The organism is Paenibacillus forsythiae T98 (genome assembly GCF_000520735.1).
GTDB lineage: Bacteria > Bacillota > Bacilli > Paenibacillales > Paenibacillaceae > Paenibacillus_AQ > Paenibacillus_AQ forsythiae.
In genome coordinates this window covers 1-16,958 of the sequence record NZ_ASSC01000709.1, presented here as the reverse complement: position 1 = coordinate 16,958, position 16,958 = coordinate 1, and the positions used below count along the sequence as shown (strand labels likewise).

Here is a 16,958-nt window from a genome sequence, read left to right as displayed (position 1 = left end):
GTGGACGAAATGACGGCTGGCGACGCGGAAAACCAAATAGCCTACCGGGACCATCGGCGCTACGCGCTGCGGCTGAAGCGGGATAGCGAGACGCCGTCCTCGCTGCCGTTGCAGTGCCGGGCCGACGGAGCCTATCTCGTGACGGGAGCGTTCGGCGCGATCGGTCAGGAGGTAGCGCGGCTGTTGGTGCGCAAAGGCGCCCGGCACTTGCTGCTGCTCGGCCGGAGCGCCCTGCCCGAGCGGACGAAGTGGGATCTGGCGATTGCGGACAGCCGGGAAGGGGAGCGAATCGCTTTTGTCCGGGAGCTGGAAGCGGCGGGCGCGCACGTTTCGGTCGTTGGCGTCGACATGACCGACGAGGCGGAGATGTCCGGCTTTATCCAGCGGTACGAAGCAAGCGGCTCGCTGCCGATCCGCGGTGTCGTGCACAGCGCGGGAGCAGTGAAGGACGTCCTGCTGATGCAGATGGACGACCGGATCTTCGACGAAGCGTACGATCCGAAGGCGAAGGGCGCATGGTTGCTGCATCAGGCGATGCTCGGGCAGCCGCTGGAGTTTTTCGTCCTGTTCTCCTCGCTTGGCTCGCTGCTTCCGGCGGCGGGACAGGGGAACTACGCGGCAGGCAACGCGTACCTGGATGCGCTCGCCGCATATCGCCGCTCCCTTGGCTTGCCGGCGCTCAGCATCAACTGGGGTCCGTGGTCCGTCGGTATGGTCGAGAAGCTGCAGCTGGCCGATATTTTCGAGACGAATGGCATCGACATTATCACCCCGGCCATCGGGATGCGGTTGTTTGAGCATTTGATCGGGCAAAACGTGACCCAAATCGTCGCGCTGTCCGCAGGCTGGCGCGCCTTCCGCAAGCTGTACGACGACATTCCGCTGCTGGAGCTGCTGGAGGAAGAGGAATCCGATTATTACGGTGCATCGGCCACGGGCGAGCTTGCGATCGAAACGATCAAAATGCTTGCCCCGCACGAGAGGGAGCTTGCCGTGCGGCGGCACGTGGAAGCGATCATTGCCGATTTGCTGCATTTTGCCGCCGATGCGGTGGATGCGACCAAAGCATTACCCGAGATCGGCCTCGATTCTATGATGGCGATCCGGCTGCGGGCGCGCCTGCTGAACGAGCTTGGCGTCGCGCCGATGGTCGGCGAGCTGCTGAGCGGCAACAGCATCATGGCGCTATCTGAAAAAATGGTCCGCCAATTCGACGAATAAAAAAGGTCATGCAAATATCTTTGAAAAGGAGCAACACAAATGGCCAAAACTCTGCACTTCCAGCTTGTTTCCGGCTACAACGACGAACAGCTTACCTTACATGTAGGGACGGACTCGCATCCTTTGAAAAAACATACAGAAGAAACGATCCGGCAGGCGGCGGCAACTAATCGGGCGCTTGGGCTGCTGAACGAAAAAAGCCTTCAGCTGTTTACCCATTATGCGGAAGTGCCGGAGGAGCACTTCCCGACCGATCGGTTAACCCGGATTCGCGTCACTTCGCCCGATCCTGACCCCGAGATCTATCTCCCGAGGCTGCACCATGTCTCGATCCACATTCCGGAGCGGCACCGGCGGGCTTATTTCGAACGCAAGCTGGCAAGAAACGGCTACCTCGATCATCATCCGAAGCTTAGCGCGCTGGGCCTTGACTTGACGCAACTGGCGGACGGGCCGAGCGACGCCGAGCTGATCCAGGCCAGCGTCGATGCCGGAGCGGCGTATACGCCGTGGGATATTGCGATTGCGATTTTGTTCTCCAATCCGGAGCTGGCCTTCAGCCAGCCCTATACGGCGACCATCGTGACCCACGATCATATCGCTCCGCCTCAGAACGTGGACCCGGCTCAATACCAGCGTGTATACGATCTGGCGATTGCCATCTCCGCGCAAGGGCAGGCGAGCTCGACGGGCGGCTGGGCGACGATTACCGATTCCACGGATAAAGACGGCAATCCGATGTATTACGAATATGATTTCGGTAATCGCAAAGCAGGCGACCGGATCTTGATCTACACGTTTTCAGATAAAACGACCCAGTACGCCACCGCGCCGAATTCCTCCGCCATGCAGTCGGCCAACAACGATACCCGGCTGCAAAATCAAACGTGGTCCGTCAGCCAAGGCAAGACGGCTTTCCAAAAAAAGGATGACTCGGGCGATCCGGTGGTACAGCAATCGTTTGCATCCGCCAAGCCGAAGTCGTCTGCATTGAGCGCAAATCCGAAGTTCAAATGGACGGTAACGAATCAGACCCCGAACCACGGGCTGTCGGTGAACGCCAGTACGCTTTCGTTTAATGCCGACAACCAATTTTCCATTCAGGCGAAAAATACGTATTTGCGGACGCTGTCGGCGTACGCCGAGTTTTTCAATGAGAACGGCGAAGCGATTCGAAATCCGCAAGGCTGGGTCGATAAGCTTCCCGCCCCGTTAAACAGCTGGTTCGAGACCGATTACAAAAAATATATTACGGCCCTTTCGGCGGTCGATACGATTATGGGCATTCCGATACCGGCGGACCCGACCACACTGTCGTTTCCGTTTCCAAGCGACGCGGTACGCGTCGATCTGCTGTTTGGCGGTCTCGGCACCTCGTACTGGGACGATGACGTCGATGTGGCGGGCGCAATCTTGACGGGACTGTTCCAATACGCCATTCCGCTGATCTTTTTGATGACGAAGACGGCGATCAAGAACAGCAAGTGGTATACCGATTATGTTGAAGATTCAGACAACGTGATGGCGGTTATGGAAGCTTCCTTCGGTATCGTTACGGGAAACGTCGCGATCGAAGTGGCGCTTGGGAACACCAAGGAGCTGCTGATCAACTTGGCTAATGCGGCGGCTGGGATTTTATTCTCCAAAGGATTGGAGAAGCTGGTTTTGCATATTACCAAAGAAATTACTGTTCAGGAACTAGAGGATCATATTCCTTTTGTCGGCTGGGCGCTGCGGGCGGCCAACATAGCCATGGATATCGCACAGATGGCCATCACGACTGGGGAAATTATCTCGTCGCCTGCCACGCTGAAAGTAAAGGTCACCCGCGCGATGGATTTGAAATTTACGCTGCATCCGGACCCGGAGCACGGCGAAGCAGGCAATCCCGAAACGGCGGTGTGGCCGGCCGTATCGCACCACTATCAGGTGATCGTCCAGTATCAGGGCGGGACGAACTTCGTGCTCACCGGCAGCATGCCGGTGACGACGTCGAACACGCCGCTGCAGCTTACGTTCGCGAATATTCCCGTTGGCGGCACGCTGCAAATTATCGCCGGTATTTACTCGGAGAGCGGCTGGCTGTGCGGCAAGTATCAAGGCGACTGGATGCCCGCCTTCCCGGACGACGGCTCGACGGCGCTTACGCAAACCGGCAGCATTACGGAAATTCTCGTACCGCTCACGCAGGATACGCAGTACATCTATAAGGAAAAAATCGTCTTCGACGCTGCAAGCCAAAAGTATATTTGGCATGCGGGCGACTTGCCGACGGCAACTGTGACGAACCTCGATTGCAGTAGCGGCGGCAACTACATTTGCAACCCGGCCGGTATTACGCTGAACGGGCAGGCGTATGTCATTGGCTACGTGTGGAATGCATCCAGCCAAAACTACTACGCGCAGAACTTATCGGTGCTGGCCGACCCTAACTCCCGTTACAAGCTGTCGGAAGCGGCGTTCGCCATTCAGCCCGTCGTCGCCTACGATCAGTTCGGCGTGGAACCGAAGGAGGGCGAAGAGCGGCAGATCTCCGTGAACAATTTTGTCGTGGATACGCGTAATAACGAGTTTCATTTGCGGCAGGTGCATTTAATGGACGGGAATACCGGCTTCGGGCTGAACGATCCAAATTTGCCAAGCTGGGGCAGATTCAATTTGCCGAACTTGGACGCGATCGTCGTTCATCCGACCGGTGCGGTGATCGCGGTGAGCTGGAAGGACAGCAAAATGGAAATTTTGCAAATTCCGAGCGAGCCGACGGATGACGCTCATGCGCCGGTCGCGCAGATGGTATCGGGCCGCGGCGTCCGGCAAGGGCTGCTGCAAGGACCGAGTGCGCTGGCGGTCGCGCCGGACGGGCGCGTCCTCATCCTGGAAACGCTGAATAGGCGCATTCAGTCGTTTGACGTGCAGGGCAATCCGGTGGCGAGCTTTTTGGGCGAGTTCTTGTTTACGCTCAGCAGCGCCGAGTATGCGGCTGATCTGGACGAAGGTGTGTTCTCGGCTGCGCTGCAGGAGCAGTTCCAAGCGAACGGTTTGACGCATATTTTCGATCTCGGCAAGGGGCTTGCCTCTGATTTGAATTCGGGCGTGCTGACTGACGCGCTGATTAACGCTTTCGCCGATGAAGGCGTCTACCTTGCGTACGCCCCCGATGCGATGGACGATCACGAGATCAGTTCGTACGTCACCGTGGTGAGCGAGGATCTGCAATGGACGATTACCGACCCGACGCGGAACGCGGTCTACGATATTCAGCAGGCGGGCGTGGCGCTTAGCGTGTACGACACGCTGACGAACGTTACCGTGGACGTGCGCGCGGAAGGCAGCATTTGGGTCGTGGAAGATTGGAACGGCGCGCAGTCGTATTATATCGCCCAAGATGTCGCGGACAGTCAGGTGCTGAACGTGAACCGGTACTTGTCGTATTTGCCGCTGTACACCCCGGACAATCTGACCAAGATCACGTATCTGGATGTCGCCGTCGAAGCGAAAGGGTATGTTTACGTGTTGTCCTATGCCGGAAGCGGCAATGTGCCGAGCAATTATAGTTTGGATATTTATGCGCCGGACGGCACGTTCCTTGTTCGGACGCCGAATGCGCGATTGCAGCCGACAGCTCCGGAGTATATAAGCGCGGCCAAGTTCGTCATCGACGTGTGGCGCAACGTGTATACGCTCAACTATGAGGCGATGGTCGGGGCGAACAACCGGACGGAGCCGACAATCAGTCACTGGGTTCCGACACCGCCGCTTTTCGACCTTGAATTAGACGACCAGACTGATTTTGACAATCATGACGTTCCCGCCGTGCAGGCCGATTTTGCTCAGTATGGCATCACGCTTAGCGATTCGACACAGATTGTGACCATCAGCCAGAGCGGCTATTGGCAAGTGATCGACGGTGCGAAGACGTACGACGTGATCCGCAGCGGTGAGAAGCTGGAGGTTTATGATATTCCTGTCGTTTGATATTCACTTGCTTGAATGGCACGTGGTTTCAAATATATACCAATATCTAGGAGGCGTTTAAAAATGAGTAAAGTTGATCAAATTCGCAGTGCGTTTATGAGCCGTTACGGTTTGACGGAAGACATTATTCACAAAGGAACGATCACGACATCAGGCCCGACCTACATTTCCGCCGACCCGAGCCATCCGTCCATTGTGCAGCCGGTTTACGTCGAGGTGAACAGTGTGGACGATTTCAAGGAGTTTGGCGGCAATCCCGACCCCTTGTTTGCGAGCGGCGATTTGGAGCAGTACGTCTCCGTGCCGGACGAATGGCCTGCGGAGCGGAACGATGTGCCTTATCACGAGCTGACCCCCTATGAGAGAGCGGCGATTTGTAAAGCTTACACGGCGTATGTGTTCGGTGATTCGTCCAAGGTGGAGTCATACCGGGAAGTTATCCAGAATCATTATTTTCCGGCGAAGCTGGCGCTGTTTGCCGGGGAAGACATCGTCGTGAATTCCGGGGACACGCTGACGCTATCCGGCAACGGCGAGCAGCCGGTGACGTACAGCTACAACTCGATAACGGTGAAACCCGGAGGGCAAATCAATGTGATCGGACAAGTGACACTGTTATCCAACGTATTGACACAGGAAACAGGCAGCGATCCGGCTTATACATTGCTTCAGCAGGGCATTGACGGGAAAGACGGCGCGAGCGGTAGCAATGGCGGCAGCGGCAATAAAGGAGGGACAGGGAGCTCGGGAGTCGACGGCAAAGATTCCTGCTCTACGAGCGCGGGAACGGGTAGCAGCGGCAGCGCAGGCAGTTCTGGAGGGAACGGGGGAAATGGCTCCAACGGTACGGATGGAGCTCCGATCACGTTTCAGTTTGGCACCGTGAACGGTCCGATCATCGTCTCTTCGATAGGCGGCCAAGGAGGCAACGGCGGTAACGGAGGCAATGGAGGCAATGGAGGTGATGGAGGCGACGGAGGGGCGGCGACAACTTATTGCTCCAAGGGGCAGCAAGGAAACGGTGGAAACGGCGGAAGCGGCGGAAACGGAGGAGCGGGTGGAAAAGGCGGCAATGGAGGGACGATTAACCTTACGTATGAGACGCTGGCCCAGGGCGGTTCGTTTCAATTTATCCCGCCCACCGGTAAAGGACAAGGCGGGCAAGGTGGCAAAGGCGGCAATGGAGGCAACGCCGGAGCGGGATATAAAGCGGGAACGGCCGGCAGCGCAGGCGTCGTGGGATCGAATGGCGTAAACGGTACACTGGGTAAAGTTTATGTCAATAACGTACCGCTGCCTCCTTCTTCGTAAGTTGAATCGCGGGTAATAAATACCAACTTAGCGTTACGAGCATGGTCTGTGGCACTCCGGGTTCCGATTGCGACGGCAACAAGGAACCCGGAGTACTGAAAGAGATGGGAGAGTCGATCAAAGGAAAGAAAGGTGAAACGAATGGCTTCGGATACGATGACGTTTATCGGAAAATGGGCATTCAGCAGTACGTATGGCGGCAGCTTCATGAGCCTGAACGAATCTGGGGGACAACTAGTGGCCGTTTCGGCGCAATCGCCCGGCCCGGACCAGCGTTTTAACGCCTACGGCGATGTGAACAGCGGCTTCTGGCTGCAAGGCAATAACGGAAGTTATGTCGTTTACAACGGCGACGGCGGTTATGCTGCAACGGAGGCCAGAACGGGTTCCCCGGCGATATTTACGCTAAAGACGAAATCCGGCTCCGTACAGCTCGTCGAGCAAGCTTCGGGAGAGTATTATTATGTCGACTTGAACGGCAACTCCGTAAGCCGGGTATCAACGGACAATGCGCCGGCGACGACTTTGCTTCTTCAAGTGATCGTTTCGCCAGGCCTGGCCGATATTCAAGCGGTAAAGTTTGCAGCGGCTGTCGATTTGACGTGGGCTTATTTGGCTTCGGCCAATTTGGTAAGTGTCAGCTTTCAGGATGCCGACTTGTCGCACGCCGATTTATCGGGCTGCAACCTGTACGGGGCGTTGTTTACGGGGACCGATCTGAAGCTGTCGCATGCCGTGCTGGCTAAGGCAACGCTGTCTTATGCGGTAATGAATGATATTGCGGCGGATAACGCCGATTTTACCAATGCCGTAATGACCTTCACCAAGCTATCGGACAGCAACCTGGAATACAGCAATTTGACCGGGGCCGACATGACGAATGCCGTGCTCAACCGGACGGGGTTTCAGAACGCCAATTTAACCGGGGCAAAATTATACGGGGCGACGGCGGCGGATACGCGATTCGATAAGGCGAATTTGACGAAAGCGGACCTGACACGCGCCATGATAACCGATTTTCATATTCCCGGCGCGACGCTCGCTTACGCCAAGCTGGACAATCAGACGCTGACGACGGCGGAGATCGACGCGGATACCGATTTTACCGGGGCAAGCATGCAAAATGTTTTCCTCAGCAATTGCGTTCTGCAAGAGGTCACCTTCGCTCACGCCAACTTGACGGGGGCAAGACTTGACGGCGCCGACTTGACCGGAGCGGATTTAAGCTATGCGAATTTGACGAAAGCGTCGCTAAAAAACGGCGTGAAGTTGTATAGCGCCAGCCTGTCCAACGCCACGCTAACGTCGGCGGATTTGACGGGTGCGCAGCTCGGCGCTATCTCCGTTGCATTCACACTAAGCGAATCGCTTGCCTCGGATTTGGATCAAGGAGTCGTCGACAACAACATTAAAGACGCGTTTGCCGACGCAGGGCATCCTTTATCCAGCAGCGCTACGGTAACGGTCCGGATTCCAGGTGAAAACTGGATCGTTACTGACGGCAATACGGTGTATACGATCACGAACTCCGGCGCGGTCTTGGACGTCTGGATGAGTACAAACACGAGTTATGCTGCCGTGCTTGCCGGGGCTTATATGCCTAACGCCATATTTACCAGCGCAAACCTATACGCGGTCAATATGTCCGGAGTGAACTGGTATGGCGAAGCGGCGAAGGCGGACAACACCAACTTGGAGGAGGCCGACCTTGCGAACGCAAACCTCGCCAGCATGGATTTTTCACAGGCGCGCATGTACGGCTGCAATCTCGATTCGGCCAATCTCATCAACACCAATTTCAACGGCGCTTATTTGACCGCTTCGGCCAATAAGAAGCAAACCTCGCTTGCCTATTCCAATATGCAAGGGGCTACATTCGTGCAAGCCCACTTGCAGGGCGCAGTGCTGACAAATGCTGCCGTATCGCTTAATCAAGGCCCGTTCTTCACCCTCCCGGAGTCCTATGAGGCGAATCTGAACCAAGGATTGATTTCCCAGGACTTGCGTGAGCAATTCAACAAGTACGGCTATCCGCTGGAATCGAATGCTTTCGTAACCGTCAACATATTAGGTAGCTACTGGACGATCACGAACGGCTCGAATTCGGTATACCCGGTCTACAATATCGTTAACATTTCTGATTCGCTGATTGTATCCGGCGGGCCGATCGGCGTTCATTTGTTCGATCTGCCGCAATCGATGAGCGTAGAGTTCGACCAGAAAAAGTTATCGTCCGACATTCAAACCGCCTTCAAAGACAACGGTTATCCGCTTCTGCCGTCGGCAAAGATCGATAAGGTCATCGTGCCGGGGAGCGAGTGGCATATGACGAACATCAATACAGATACGAACAAATTGCAAGAAGGGTATAGCGAATTTTACGTGATCAACAATACCGTGGATGCGTCGCTGCACGTTTACGGCTCGGTGCTGATGTTCGTCCGGACGGGGGAGGACCATACGCTGGAGCAGGTGCGAATGGCGCTTGCGACAACGCAAGTAACGCAGGACGACATGGACGGCACGACGACGTGTCCGAACGGACAGAGGCTGTCGCAATATTTGAATCAATCGCCGACACAACATATAACATGGGAACAGATGATGACCGCAGCGACACCGCCGAAGCCGCCGGCTTGTATTCCTGACCCGATGCATTGGTGTTAGCGCGCAGAAGAAGAGGTATTGTTGGAATCAAAGGTTCGTAATTCTACTGTTACAGAGAGCTTATCCGGAGAAGGAAAGGAGGAGATCGCTGTGCCAGAACATTCGAAGATCGAAATGACACGCAAGCAATTATACGATGAAATTTGGGAAATGTCTGTCACCGGAGTAGCCAAAAAATATAATCTTCCATATGCTCATCTAATGAAACAGATCAAAGAAGCGAGCATTCCGATTCCTCCGTCCGGATACTGGACCAAGCTCAATTTTTCTGAAAAGAATTCCGACAGAGCAGAGATGGAAACGCCCGTTGCCGAATCTTCACCAACATTTAAAGTTTCTGAGTTACCACTAGAGGAACAGACGCTTTCCGTTTCAGTACCAAAGAAAGATGAAGCTATTTAAGCAGCACAAACAGTAGGACAACCGGAAACGTACGAGCTATATGGACAAAGCTACAATATTTACGACAGAGAAACATTGTACAAAGATGTATGGCTGGCACCGGTAACCGAAGTAGCGGAACGATATGGCGTCTCGGATGTTGCGATCCGAAAGGTTTGTCAGTCTCTTGATATTCCCACACCTCCGGTTGGATATTGGGCCAAGCTTCGTGCAGGCAAACCGGTTACCCCAATACCACTCCCGATAAGCAACAAGCCCTCCAAGAAATTAGGCGTAAGAACCGGAACAGAGTATACACCCCAGTTTGAAAAAGGGACGCTCGCATTTCTGAATGAGGAAGAGAGAGCGATCGTTCTTTCCGTTGCAACGCAAATCAGGATACCCGATGAAAACGCCAAAATGCACCCAACAATTGTTGCCCACCGCAAAGCAGTCATGGAATGGAAGAAAAAACGTAGAGAACAAGAAGCAAGAGGCTACAATCGACGGGCCATGGATGCACCTCTTTTCCTTGCTGACACAGTATCCGATGAAACATTGCCTAGGGTGTTACATACAATCGATGCACTCATCGAAGCCACGGAGCCGTTGGGATGCTCGCTTACCAGCGATCTTAAATTTATAGTCAACGGGGAAAAGGTCTCCATATCGGTTTCAGAAGCGCAGGACGAGATCAAGCATGTTCCCACGAAAGAAGAAAATATGGAGCTTCTGAAATATGAGGAAGACGAACGTCGCAGCTCATGGGCATCAAAGCCAAAAATCAGAAAATATGACCATGTTTACAATGGCCGTATCAGCTTTTCGGTGTATACCACAAAAAGTTTTCGTGATTGCAAATCATACGACATCGAAGACCGTTTAGGCGATATCATGATCGCGCTTTACGAAGCTTCCGATATTCTCCGACAAGAGCGCGAGGCCCGCGAAGAAGCGGAACGCAAACGTCAGGAAGAAGAGCGGAGGAAAGAAGAACGCAGAAATCGTTATAATGCCGAAGTGGACCAGACGATTACGTTGGAAAATCTTTCGGAGGACTACGATACCGCCTGTAAAATCCTGTTTCAGTTCTACCACGTATTTTTTGTTCATTGGTAAGCCCCCCATTTGACTCTATACGGAGAGTTTAAAGGTGAAATTATTCGCGGTCATGGTACTAGGCTACTGGCGTGTAGCCGGAAGCCCTCTTCTGTCCCGCTCCATAACAAACGAAAAGCTCGTACAGGCAGGATATTATGACTTTCCTACGCAGTACGAGCATCTTCGTCAATTGCACTCAAACGGTTGAACCGCCGTATACCGAACGGTACGTACGGTGGTGTGGAAGGTCGGCTATTCAACTAATGGATAGCCTCCTATCCGATTTCAATTAAGCGCCGCGCTTTCGCAACCCTCCAAAGGATTAGTCATGAGGTGTCTCTTGGGAGGAGGCCCTTGCTCCGAAAGTTGCCATTTCCTGCGAGATTATTGCCAACGGAAGAACGTTTACCTTAGAATTGGAACAAAGTAAAAGCGGCTTTCAGAAATTTTCCTATCAGCTTTCCCTTCTCACGGAGAAGAGCCTGTGCGTTGCCGGTTTCGGTTATCCGGGGAACGTAAGATAATGGACGGCCCCCCAATTATCAACGGAAGGGATGAAGAAATGAAAAGTATCATGATTCACGCTTACACGAAGCTAAATCTGGGCGACGATCTCTTTATCAAGGTGCTCTGCGAGCGATATCCGGACACCCGCTTTATTCTCCCGGCCCGCAAGGAGTACAAGCAGTGCCTGGCCCAGCTGCCCAACCTTACCGTGTATCCGATTGAATCGATCTGGGTTCGCGGCGTCAGAAAGCTTTTGAAGAAATGGAATGATGTCGATTTCCAAAAGCTCCTCCTGAAAAGGCTTGCCTTGCGCTGTGACGGAGTTGTCCAGATCGGGGGCTCCATGTATATGCAGGGTGAAGGCTGGAAAAGGGATTATGCCTGGAAGCTGGATGTCTTTGATACCAGCAAGCCGTTTTACGTCCTCGGCGCGAATTTTGGCCCTTATACGGATGATCAGTTCTACCAAAAGTATAGGGAGCTCTTCTCCACCTATACCGATATCTGCTTCCGGGACGAATATTCCCACGAGCTGTACAAGGATTTGGGCAATGTGAGACTGGCGCCGGATATTATCTTTCAGCATCCGCAGCAAGACCATCCGGGGACCGGGAAGCCTGTCGTCTTTTCCGTAATCAAGCCTTCGGCCCGCGACAGCCTTAAAGGCCTGGACACCATGTATTACAACAAAATCAAAGATATCGCCGTCGCCTTTATTCAGGAAGGGCATGAGGTGAAGCTGATGTCATTTTGCGAATATGAAGGGGACGAGGAAGCGGCCCGGGCCATCCTTTCCTTGATTCCGCAGCAATATGCCGACCGCGTCTCCCTGTATTTTTACAAGACGAATCTGGAAGAAGCGGTCTCATTATTGGCCTCCTCCAGCATGATTATCGCGACGCGGTTCCACGCCATGATTCTCGGCTGGGTGTTCGGCAAGCCCGTATTTCCAATCGCTTACAGCGACAAGACCATCCATGTCATGAACGATGCACATTTTACGGGAACCTACGCCGATCTGAAGACCATGGAATCGCTGGAGCCCGAATCCGTCGTCCGCAGCTTTGACACCAACCGGCTGAATGTCACCGTGCTGGCAAGGCAGGCGGAGAAGCATTTTGAGAAACTGGACAACTACCTGGGAAAGAGCAAAAACGCGAAGGAAGCGGTGGCGATAACCCCGGCCGTTTTTGCAAGGAGGGGCCATGAAAGCTAAACGGAGCATTCTTAACCTCGTCTTCGGCCTGGGCAGCCAACTGATTACCATCGTGCTGAGCATCTTCATTCCCCGGCTGATCATGGTCAATTACGGATCGGAGGCCAACGGCCTGGTGTCATCCGTCGTCCAGATTATAGCCTACCTGGCCCTGCTGGAAGCGGGGGTGGGCGCGGCGTCCCTTCAGGCGCTGTACAAGCCGATCGCGCAAAACAACCGGGAAAGCATCAATTCCATCCTGTCCGCGACCGCGATGTATTACAAAAAAACAGGCTTCTATTATCTGCTCTCCGTCATCGCCATAGCGGCCATTTATCCGTTCGCGGTCAAGTCGGAGCTGGGCATGTGGCAGGTCATGGGCATCGTCCTGTTCAACGGCCTGGGCGGCGCCATCAATTATTATTACCAGGGCAAATTCAGGGTGTACCTGCTGGCTGAAGGCAAAAGCTATGTGGATACCTCGGTCGTCACCATCGGGAATATCATCAACAACCTGGTGCGGATTGTGCTGCTGCTGCAAAGCGTGGATATCGTGCTGGTGCAGGCCTCCTATTTTGCCGTGACGCTGCTTCAGATGGTCGCCTTCCATATTTACAAGAAACGGCACTACAAATGGCTGGATTTCAACAAGGAGCCGGATCTTGCGGCGATCAACCAGAAAAATTTCGTGCTCGTTCATGAGCTGTCTTATATGATCTTCCGGAACACCGACGTGCTGGTGCTGACCTTCTTCACCAATCTGAAAATCGTCAGCGTGTATGTCATGTACAACATGATCTTTACCATCATCGACAACATCGTCAATACGGTCAATACCAGCGTAAGATTCGCCTTGGGGCACAGCTATCACGAAGGCCGGGCGAAATTCATCAAGCTGTACGACGCGTACGAGCTGTATTTCATGGCCTTTGTCTTTTCGCTGATGACCGTCGCCTATATTCTGATTCTGCCGTTTATCACGCTATACACTTCCGGCGTCAACGACGTCAACTATGTGCTGTACTGGATTCCGATCCTGTTCGTGGCCCAGAAGCTGCTGATCAACGCCCGCTCTTCCGCCAACAATGTCATCAATATCGCCGGCCATTTCAAAAATACGCTGAGCCGTTCGCTGCTGGAATCGGGCATCAATCTGGTCGCCTCGCTGATTCTGGTGCAGTTCATGGGCATTTACGGCGTGCTGCTGGGCACGGTGGCCGCGCTGCTGTACCGCTCAACGGATATCATTCTGTACGCCAACCGCAGGCTGCTGGAGCGCAGTCCCTGGATGACCTTCCGCAGATGGCTCACGAATATCGCCGTATTTGCCGGAATCATCTACTTGAATAATCTTGTAAGCTATTCCTTTGATTCGTATCTTTCTATTATTCTCGGGGCCTTTGTGCTGGGAATTATCATTCTGCCGGTCTACATCGCCGTGGCTTCCGTTCTGGAGCGCGAGGTATTTATGTACAGCCTCAGTCTGTTCAGAGGTCTTGGCGTAAAGATGAGGTCCAAGTTCGTTCCCGGAAAAGTCAAGGTTAGCGGGTAACACCGGATAGAAGGTTTGCAGCATTTCAGAGCCATTGACTGGAGGGGTGGAAAAATGGAACAGGGAGACAGCATGCGGCAGGCCTGCCGCCGGTTCATGAATCAGATCAGCCTGAAGCTCGGGGGCGGTCCGGTTGCGGAGGAGGATTTGCGCGGAAAATGCGCGGCCTGTATTCAGCAGGAGCAGCCGGAAGCCCGGGAGGCGTTAACGGCGCTCTCGCAGGTTATCGTCCGCCAGGCTGCGGGCAAGGATGCCCTGGACGTTCTTCGCTTCTACCTGGACAGCCAGTTTGAACTCGGCGATTCAGAGGAGGCCCGCCTGCTGGTGAACAAGCTCGCGGCGCTTGGGGGCCGCAGAGTGAGCGAAGCGCGGACGGGCACGGCTCCCAAAATCAGCGTCATCATCACCACGTATAACCGCAAGGCTTTTCTGCGTCAGGCGGTTGAAAGCATACTGGCTCAGGATTATCCAAACAAAGAGGTTGTCGTGATCGATGACGCCTCGACGGACGGCACGGAGGTTCTGATGGCGGAATGCTTCGGAGACGAGCCGCGCGTTATTTATATGCGGGGTGAGAGCAACCGGGGACCGGGAGCGAACCGGCTTGCGGCTTTTACCGCGCACGGGGACGGCGAATATGTGCTCTTCCTGGACGATGACGATTACTTGATCGACAGCGGATATTTCAGCAGGGCCGCAGCCTTTCACGAGAGCCGCCCCGGTCTTGCCTTCGTCGCCGCCAACGTCTTTCTGGAATATTCCGCGTCGCAGCGGCTGAAGCTTCAGGAAATCGGGCTTTCCGAGGTGACGGACCGGCGCACGTACTTTCTAAATTTCGAGCGGCCCGGCTACGGGAAACCGGCTTCCACGCTGACCACCCTGTTCAGGCGTGAGGCTCTGATCCGCATGGATATTCTTCAAATGAATATGGTGAACGACGCGTCCATTTATCTTCGCTCCCTGCTGGTCGGCGACGCGGGGTTCATTGATGCGGTGGTGGGCGTGTACCGGATTCACGGCAACAATATTACGTTCAATCTGTCCCGGGATTTCCTGGTGCGGAATCTCGAAGAGAAGCGCAGCATCCGCAATCTGGCCGTCGAGCGGTACAGCTACCAGAAGAAGGAGATGAACAGCTGGTTCAACAACACCGCTTACGATACGATCGTGTATTATCTGTGGAACTCGGCCAAAACGAAGGATGACTTTATGTACATGTACCAATGGATACGCGGCAACTGCCCGGATATCTACGGCAAGGTCAAGCAGGAGTTCCGCGTGCGCTTGATGAAAAAGCAAATTCTCCAGGTTCCCTTTATCCGTAAGCTGATTGGCCGGTAAGGGGGGAGCCGGAGAACAAGAACAGCCTTCTTGTCCCGAAAGGGGAGGAAGGCTGTTTGAGTTGGCCTTAGCTACGGCTCGCGCCGGCCGGAAAGCCTCACCGCTGCGGACCGGACTTGCCAAGCCCGCTGTAATAGTAGTAGCTGCGCAGCCCGGAGAACAGGTTGAAGGCGCCCAGTACAAGAAACACCGCTTCCACGGCGATGCTGACCGTGGAGCCGCGGAACAGGAACATCGACATGAGCGCAAGCAGGGTGAGCATAGTTCCGAGCAGCATATTCATGACCGCCCGCTTCCGTCCCCGTTCTTCCGGGCTTTGGGCGCGGCGGGAAGCGGCGCTGAAATAGGCGGCGCCGAGCACGGAGAGGGTCAGCAGGAGAAACAGCAGATATTTGACAAACAGAATCATGGGCGCCTCCTTTAAGCTTCGTCTGATGCGGGCCGGCAGGCCTCTGCTCGGCTGACCGAGAAACTAAAGCGTTTTCTTTACGTATTGTAGCATGTTTTGCGGGGCCTGCCCACGGATTCATGCGATCTACCCGCGATGGTTCGGGGAAATCTCCACCCAGATTTGCAGGATGCCTTCCATGACAAGCATCGTCCGGATGCGGACGGCATATTCCTTGTCGCGGACGAGGTACACCTTGCCGCTGAGCAGAAGGCGGGCCATCTTGCTGTCCTCGTCAATCTCGAAGACGCTGCGGCCCCGCATTGGCGCGAGGTCTTCGCCCATTTTGCGGACAATGTCCTTAACGGTTGCCGAATCCAGCCCGTTCGCGCTTTCCTGCGGTCCGCCGTCCTCGGTTCGGATTTTGATCTCCTTGATGACGGTCGAACTGTTTTTGTATTTTTTCAGGGTCAGAATATCCTGCTCATACTGTTCCAACTGCACGCGCAGATCCTGATTGTCCAGCCAGAGGGTATTGAAGCCCATATGAAAAATTGCATTATACACCGCGCTGCCGACAATCATCCCCAGCACAAAAATGGCCGACACCTGCGAGAACCGGCGAAACTGCCGGAAGGGCGGAACCCTCATGGCGTTACCCCCTGCCGCATACCCATTTGACAAGCTCGCTGCCCATATGCGCTCCGAGGAATGCGAAGACCAGATATAAAATCTGCTTGATGGCCGGGGACAGATTGCCGCCCAGCATATTGCTCTCGATGACCCGCATCGGATCGATGGTGCCGCCTACGGCCGCCGCCAGCGCCCAGATTTTGATCCGGTCGGCCACATCCTGCATCGTCACCGTCGGCGGCTGGAGCGATACGACCGCTCCGATGCCGCCCAGCATGGCGCCGCCCAGCACGATGCCGAAGGCGATGAAGAAATCAAGGACGGCTTTGCTTAAAAATACGTTCATCGTCAGTCCTCCTTCTGACAGGTCGCGGCTTGGATCAAGCGCTTCTGCCTGTCCCTGTGCTCTCCCTTCATTCTATGGGCCTTTCTCCCTTCAATATGATAAAATAGTTGTATGACTTAGTGGACGTTTTGTCCGAAGCGGGAAAGGAAGTGGGATCATGAGCCCTTTCGTGCATCTGCATGTGCACAGCGAATACAGTTTATTGGACGGGGCGGCGCGCATAGCCGATCTGGTGCGCCGGGCCGGCGAACACGGCATGAAGTCGCTGGCGCTGACCGATCACGGAGTCATGTACGGGGCGATCCCTTTCTATAAAGCGTGCAAGGAGAACGGCATCAAG

General features: G+C 54.5%; 13 protein-coding genes. 10 read left to right on the top strand and 3 right to left on the bottom strand.

Going from position 1 to position 16,958, the window contains the following annotated elements:
• The 9 genes from L692_RS29775 to L692_RS30795 all read left to right on the top strand — a co-directional run.
• Positions 1-1,221 (top strand): beta-ketoacyl reductase (locus L692_RS29775; RefSeq protein ID WP_156940541.1); only part of this gene is annotated, 1,221 nt, incomplete at its 5' end.
• A 39-nt stretch (positions 1,222-1,260) separates the two neighbouring features.
• Entirely contained in the window at positions 1,261-5,196 is a 3,936-nt protein-coding gene (locus L692_RS0121850) for an NHL repeat-containing protein (RefSeq protein WP_025702132.1), read from the top strand.
• Positions 5,197-5,259: 63 nt separating this feature from the next.
• A complete protein-coding gene (locus tag L692_RS30810; protein ID WP_025702131.1) occupies positions 5,260-6,507 on the top strand; it encodes a hypothetical protein in 1,248 nt (415 codons plus the stop codon).
• 141 nt (positions 6,508-6,648) lie between these two features.
• Entirely contained in the window at positions 6,649-9,174 is a 2,526-nt protein-coding gene (locus tag L692_RS0121840; protein ID WP_025702130.1) for a pentapeptide repeat-containing protein, read from the top strand.
• Positions 9,175-9,264: 90 nt separating this feature from the next.
• Positions 9,265-9,576, top strand: a complete 312-nt coding sequence (locus L692_RS30805; protein ID WP_025702129.1) for a hypothetical protein — start codon at positions 9,265-9,267, stop codon at positions 9,574-9,576.
• A 75-nt stretch (positions 9,577-9,651) separates the two neighbouring features.
• Entirely contained in the window at positions 9,652-10,674 is a 1,023-nt protein-coding gene (locus L692_RS32065) for a hypothetical protein (RefSeq protein ID WP_025702128.1), read from the top strand.
• 544 nt (positions 10,675-11,218) lie between these two features.
• The gene (locus L692_RS0121825; protein ID WP_198027803.1) at positions 11,219-12,379 is read left to right on the top strand and encodes a polysaccharide pyruvyl transferase family protein; all 1,161 of its coding nucleotides are present in this window, start codon (positions 11,219-11,221) and stop codon (positions 12,377-12,379) included.
• Positions 12,369-13,910 (top strand): lipopolysaccharide biosynthesis protein, encoded by a 1,542-nt coding sequence (locus L692_RS0121820; RefSeq protein WP_025702126.1) that lies wholly within the window; start codon positions 12,369-12,371, stop codon positions 13,908-13,910. Before L692_RS0121825 ends, L692_RS0121820 begins: the two co-directional genes overlap by 11 nt.
• 54 nt (positions 13,911-13,964) lie before the next feature.
• On the top strand, positions 13,965-15,251 hold the full coding sequence (locus L692_RS30795; RefSeq protein WP_025702125.1) for a glycosyltransferase family 2 protein: 1,287 nt from the start codon (positions 13,965-13,967) through the stop codon (positions 15,249-15,251).
• 97 nt (positions 15,252-15,348) lie between these two features.
• Here L692_RS30795 and L692_RS0121810 read toward each other — a convergent pair whose 3' ends face one another.
• From L692_RS0121810 to L692_RS0121800, 3 genes are all read right to left on the bottom strand, one after another.
• The gene (locus L692_RS0121810) at positions 15,349-15,660 is read right to left on the bottom strand and encodes a YtpI family protein (RefSeq protein ID WP_025702124.1); all 312 of its coding nucleotides are present in this window, start codon (positions 15,658-15,660) and stop codon (positions 15,349-15,351) included.
• Between the two features lie 126 nt (positions 15,661-15,786).
• A complete protein-coding gene (locus tag L692_RS0121805) occupies positions 15,787-16,290 on the bottom strand; it encodes a hypothetical protein (RefSeq protein ID WP_025702123.1) in 504 nt (167 codons plus the stop codon).
• Between the two features lie 4 nt (positions 16,291-16,294).
• Positions 16,295-16,618, bottom strand: a complete 324-nt coding sequence (locus L692_RS0121800; RefSeq protein WP_025702122.1) for a YtrH family sporulation protein — start codon at positions 16,616-16,618, stop codon at positions 16,295-16,297.
• A gap of 157 nt (positions 16,619-16,775) precedes the next feature.
• On the opposite strand from L692_RS0121800, the gene L692_RS29755 reads away from it, so the two are divergent.
• Positions 16,776-16,958: PHP domain-containing protein (locus L692_RS29755; protein WP_036724927.1), on the top strand; the 183-nt coding region annotated here is incomplete at its 3' end.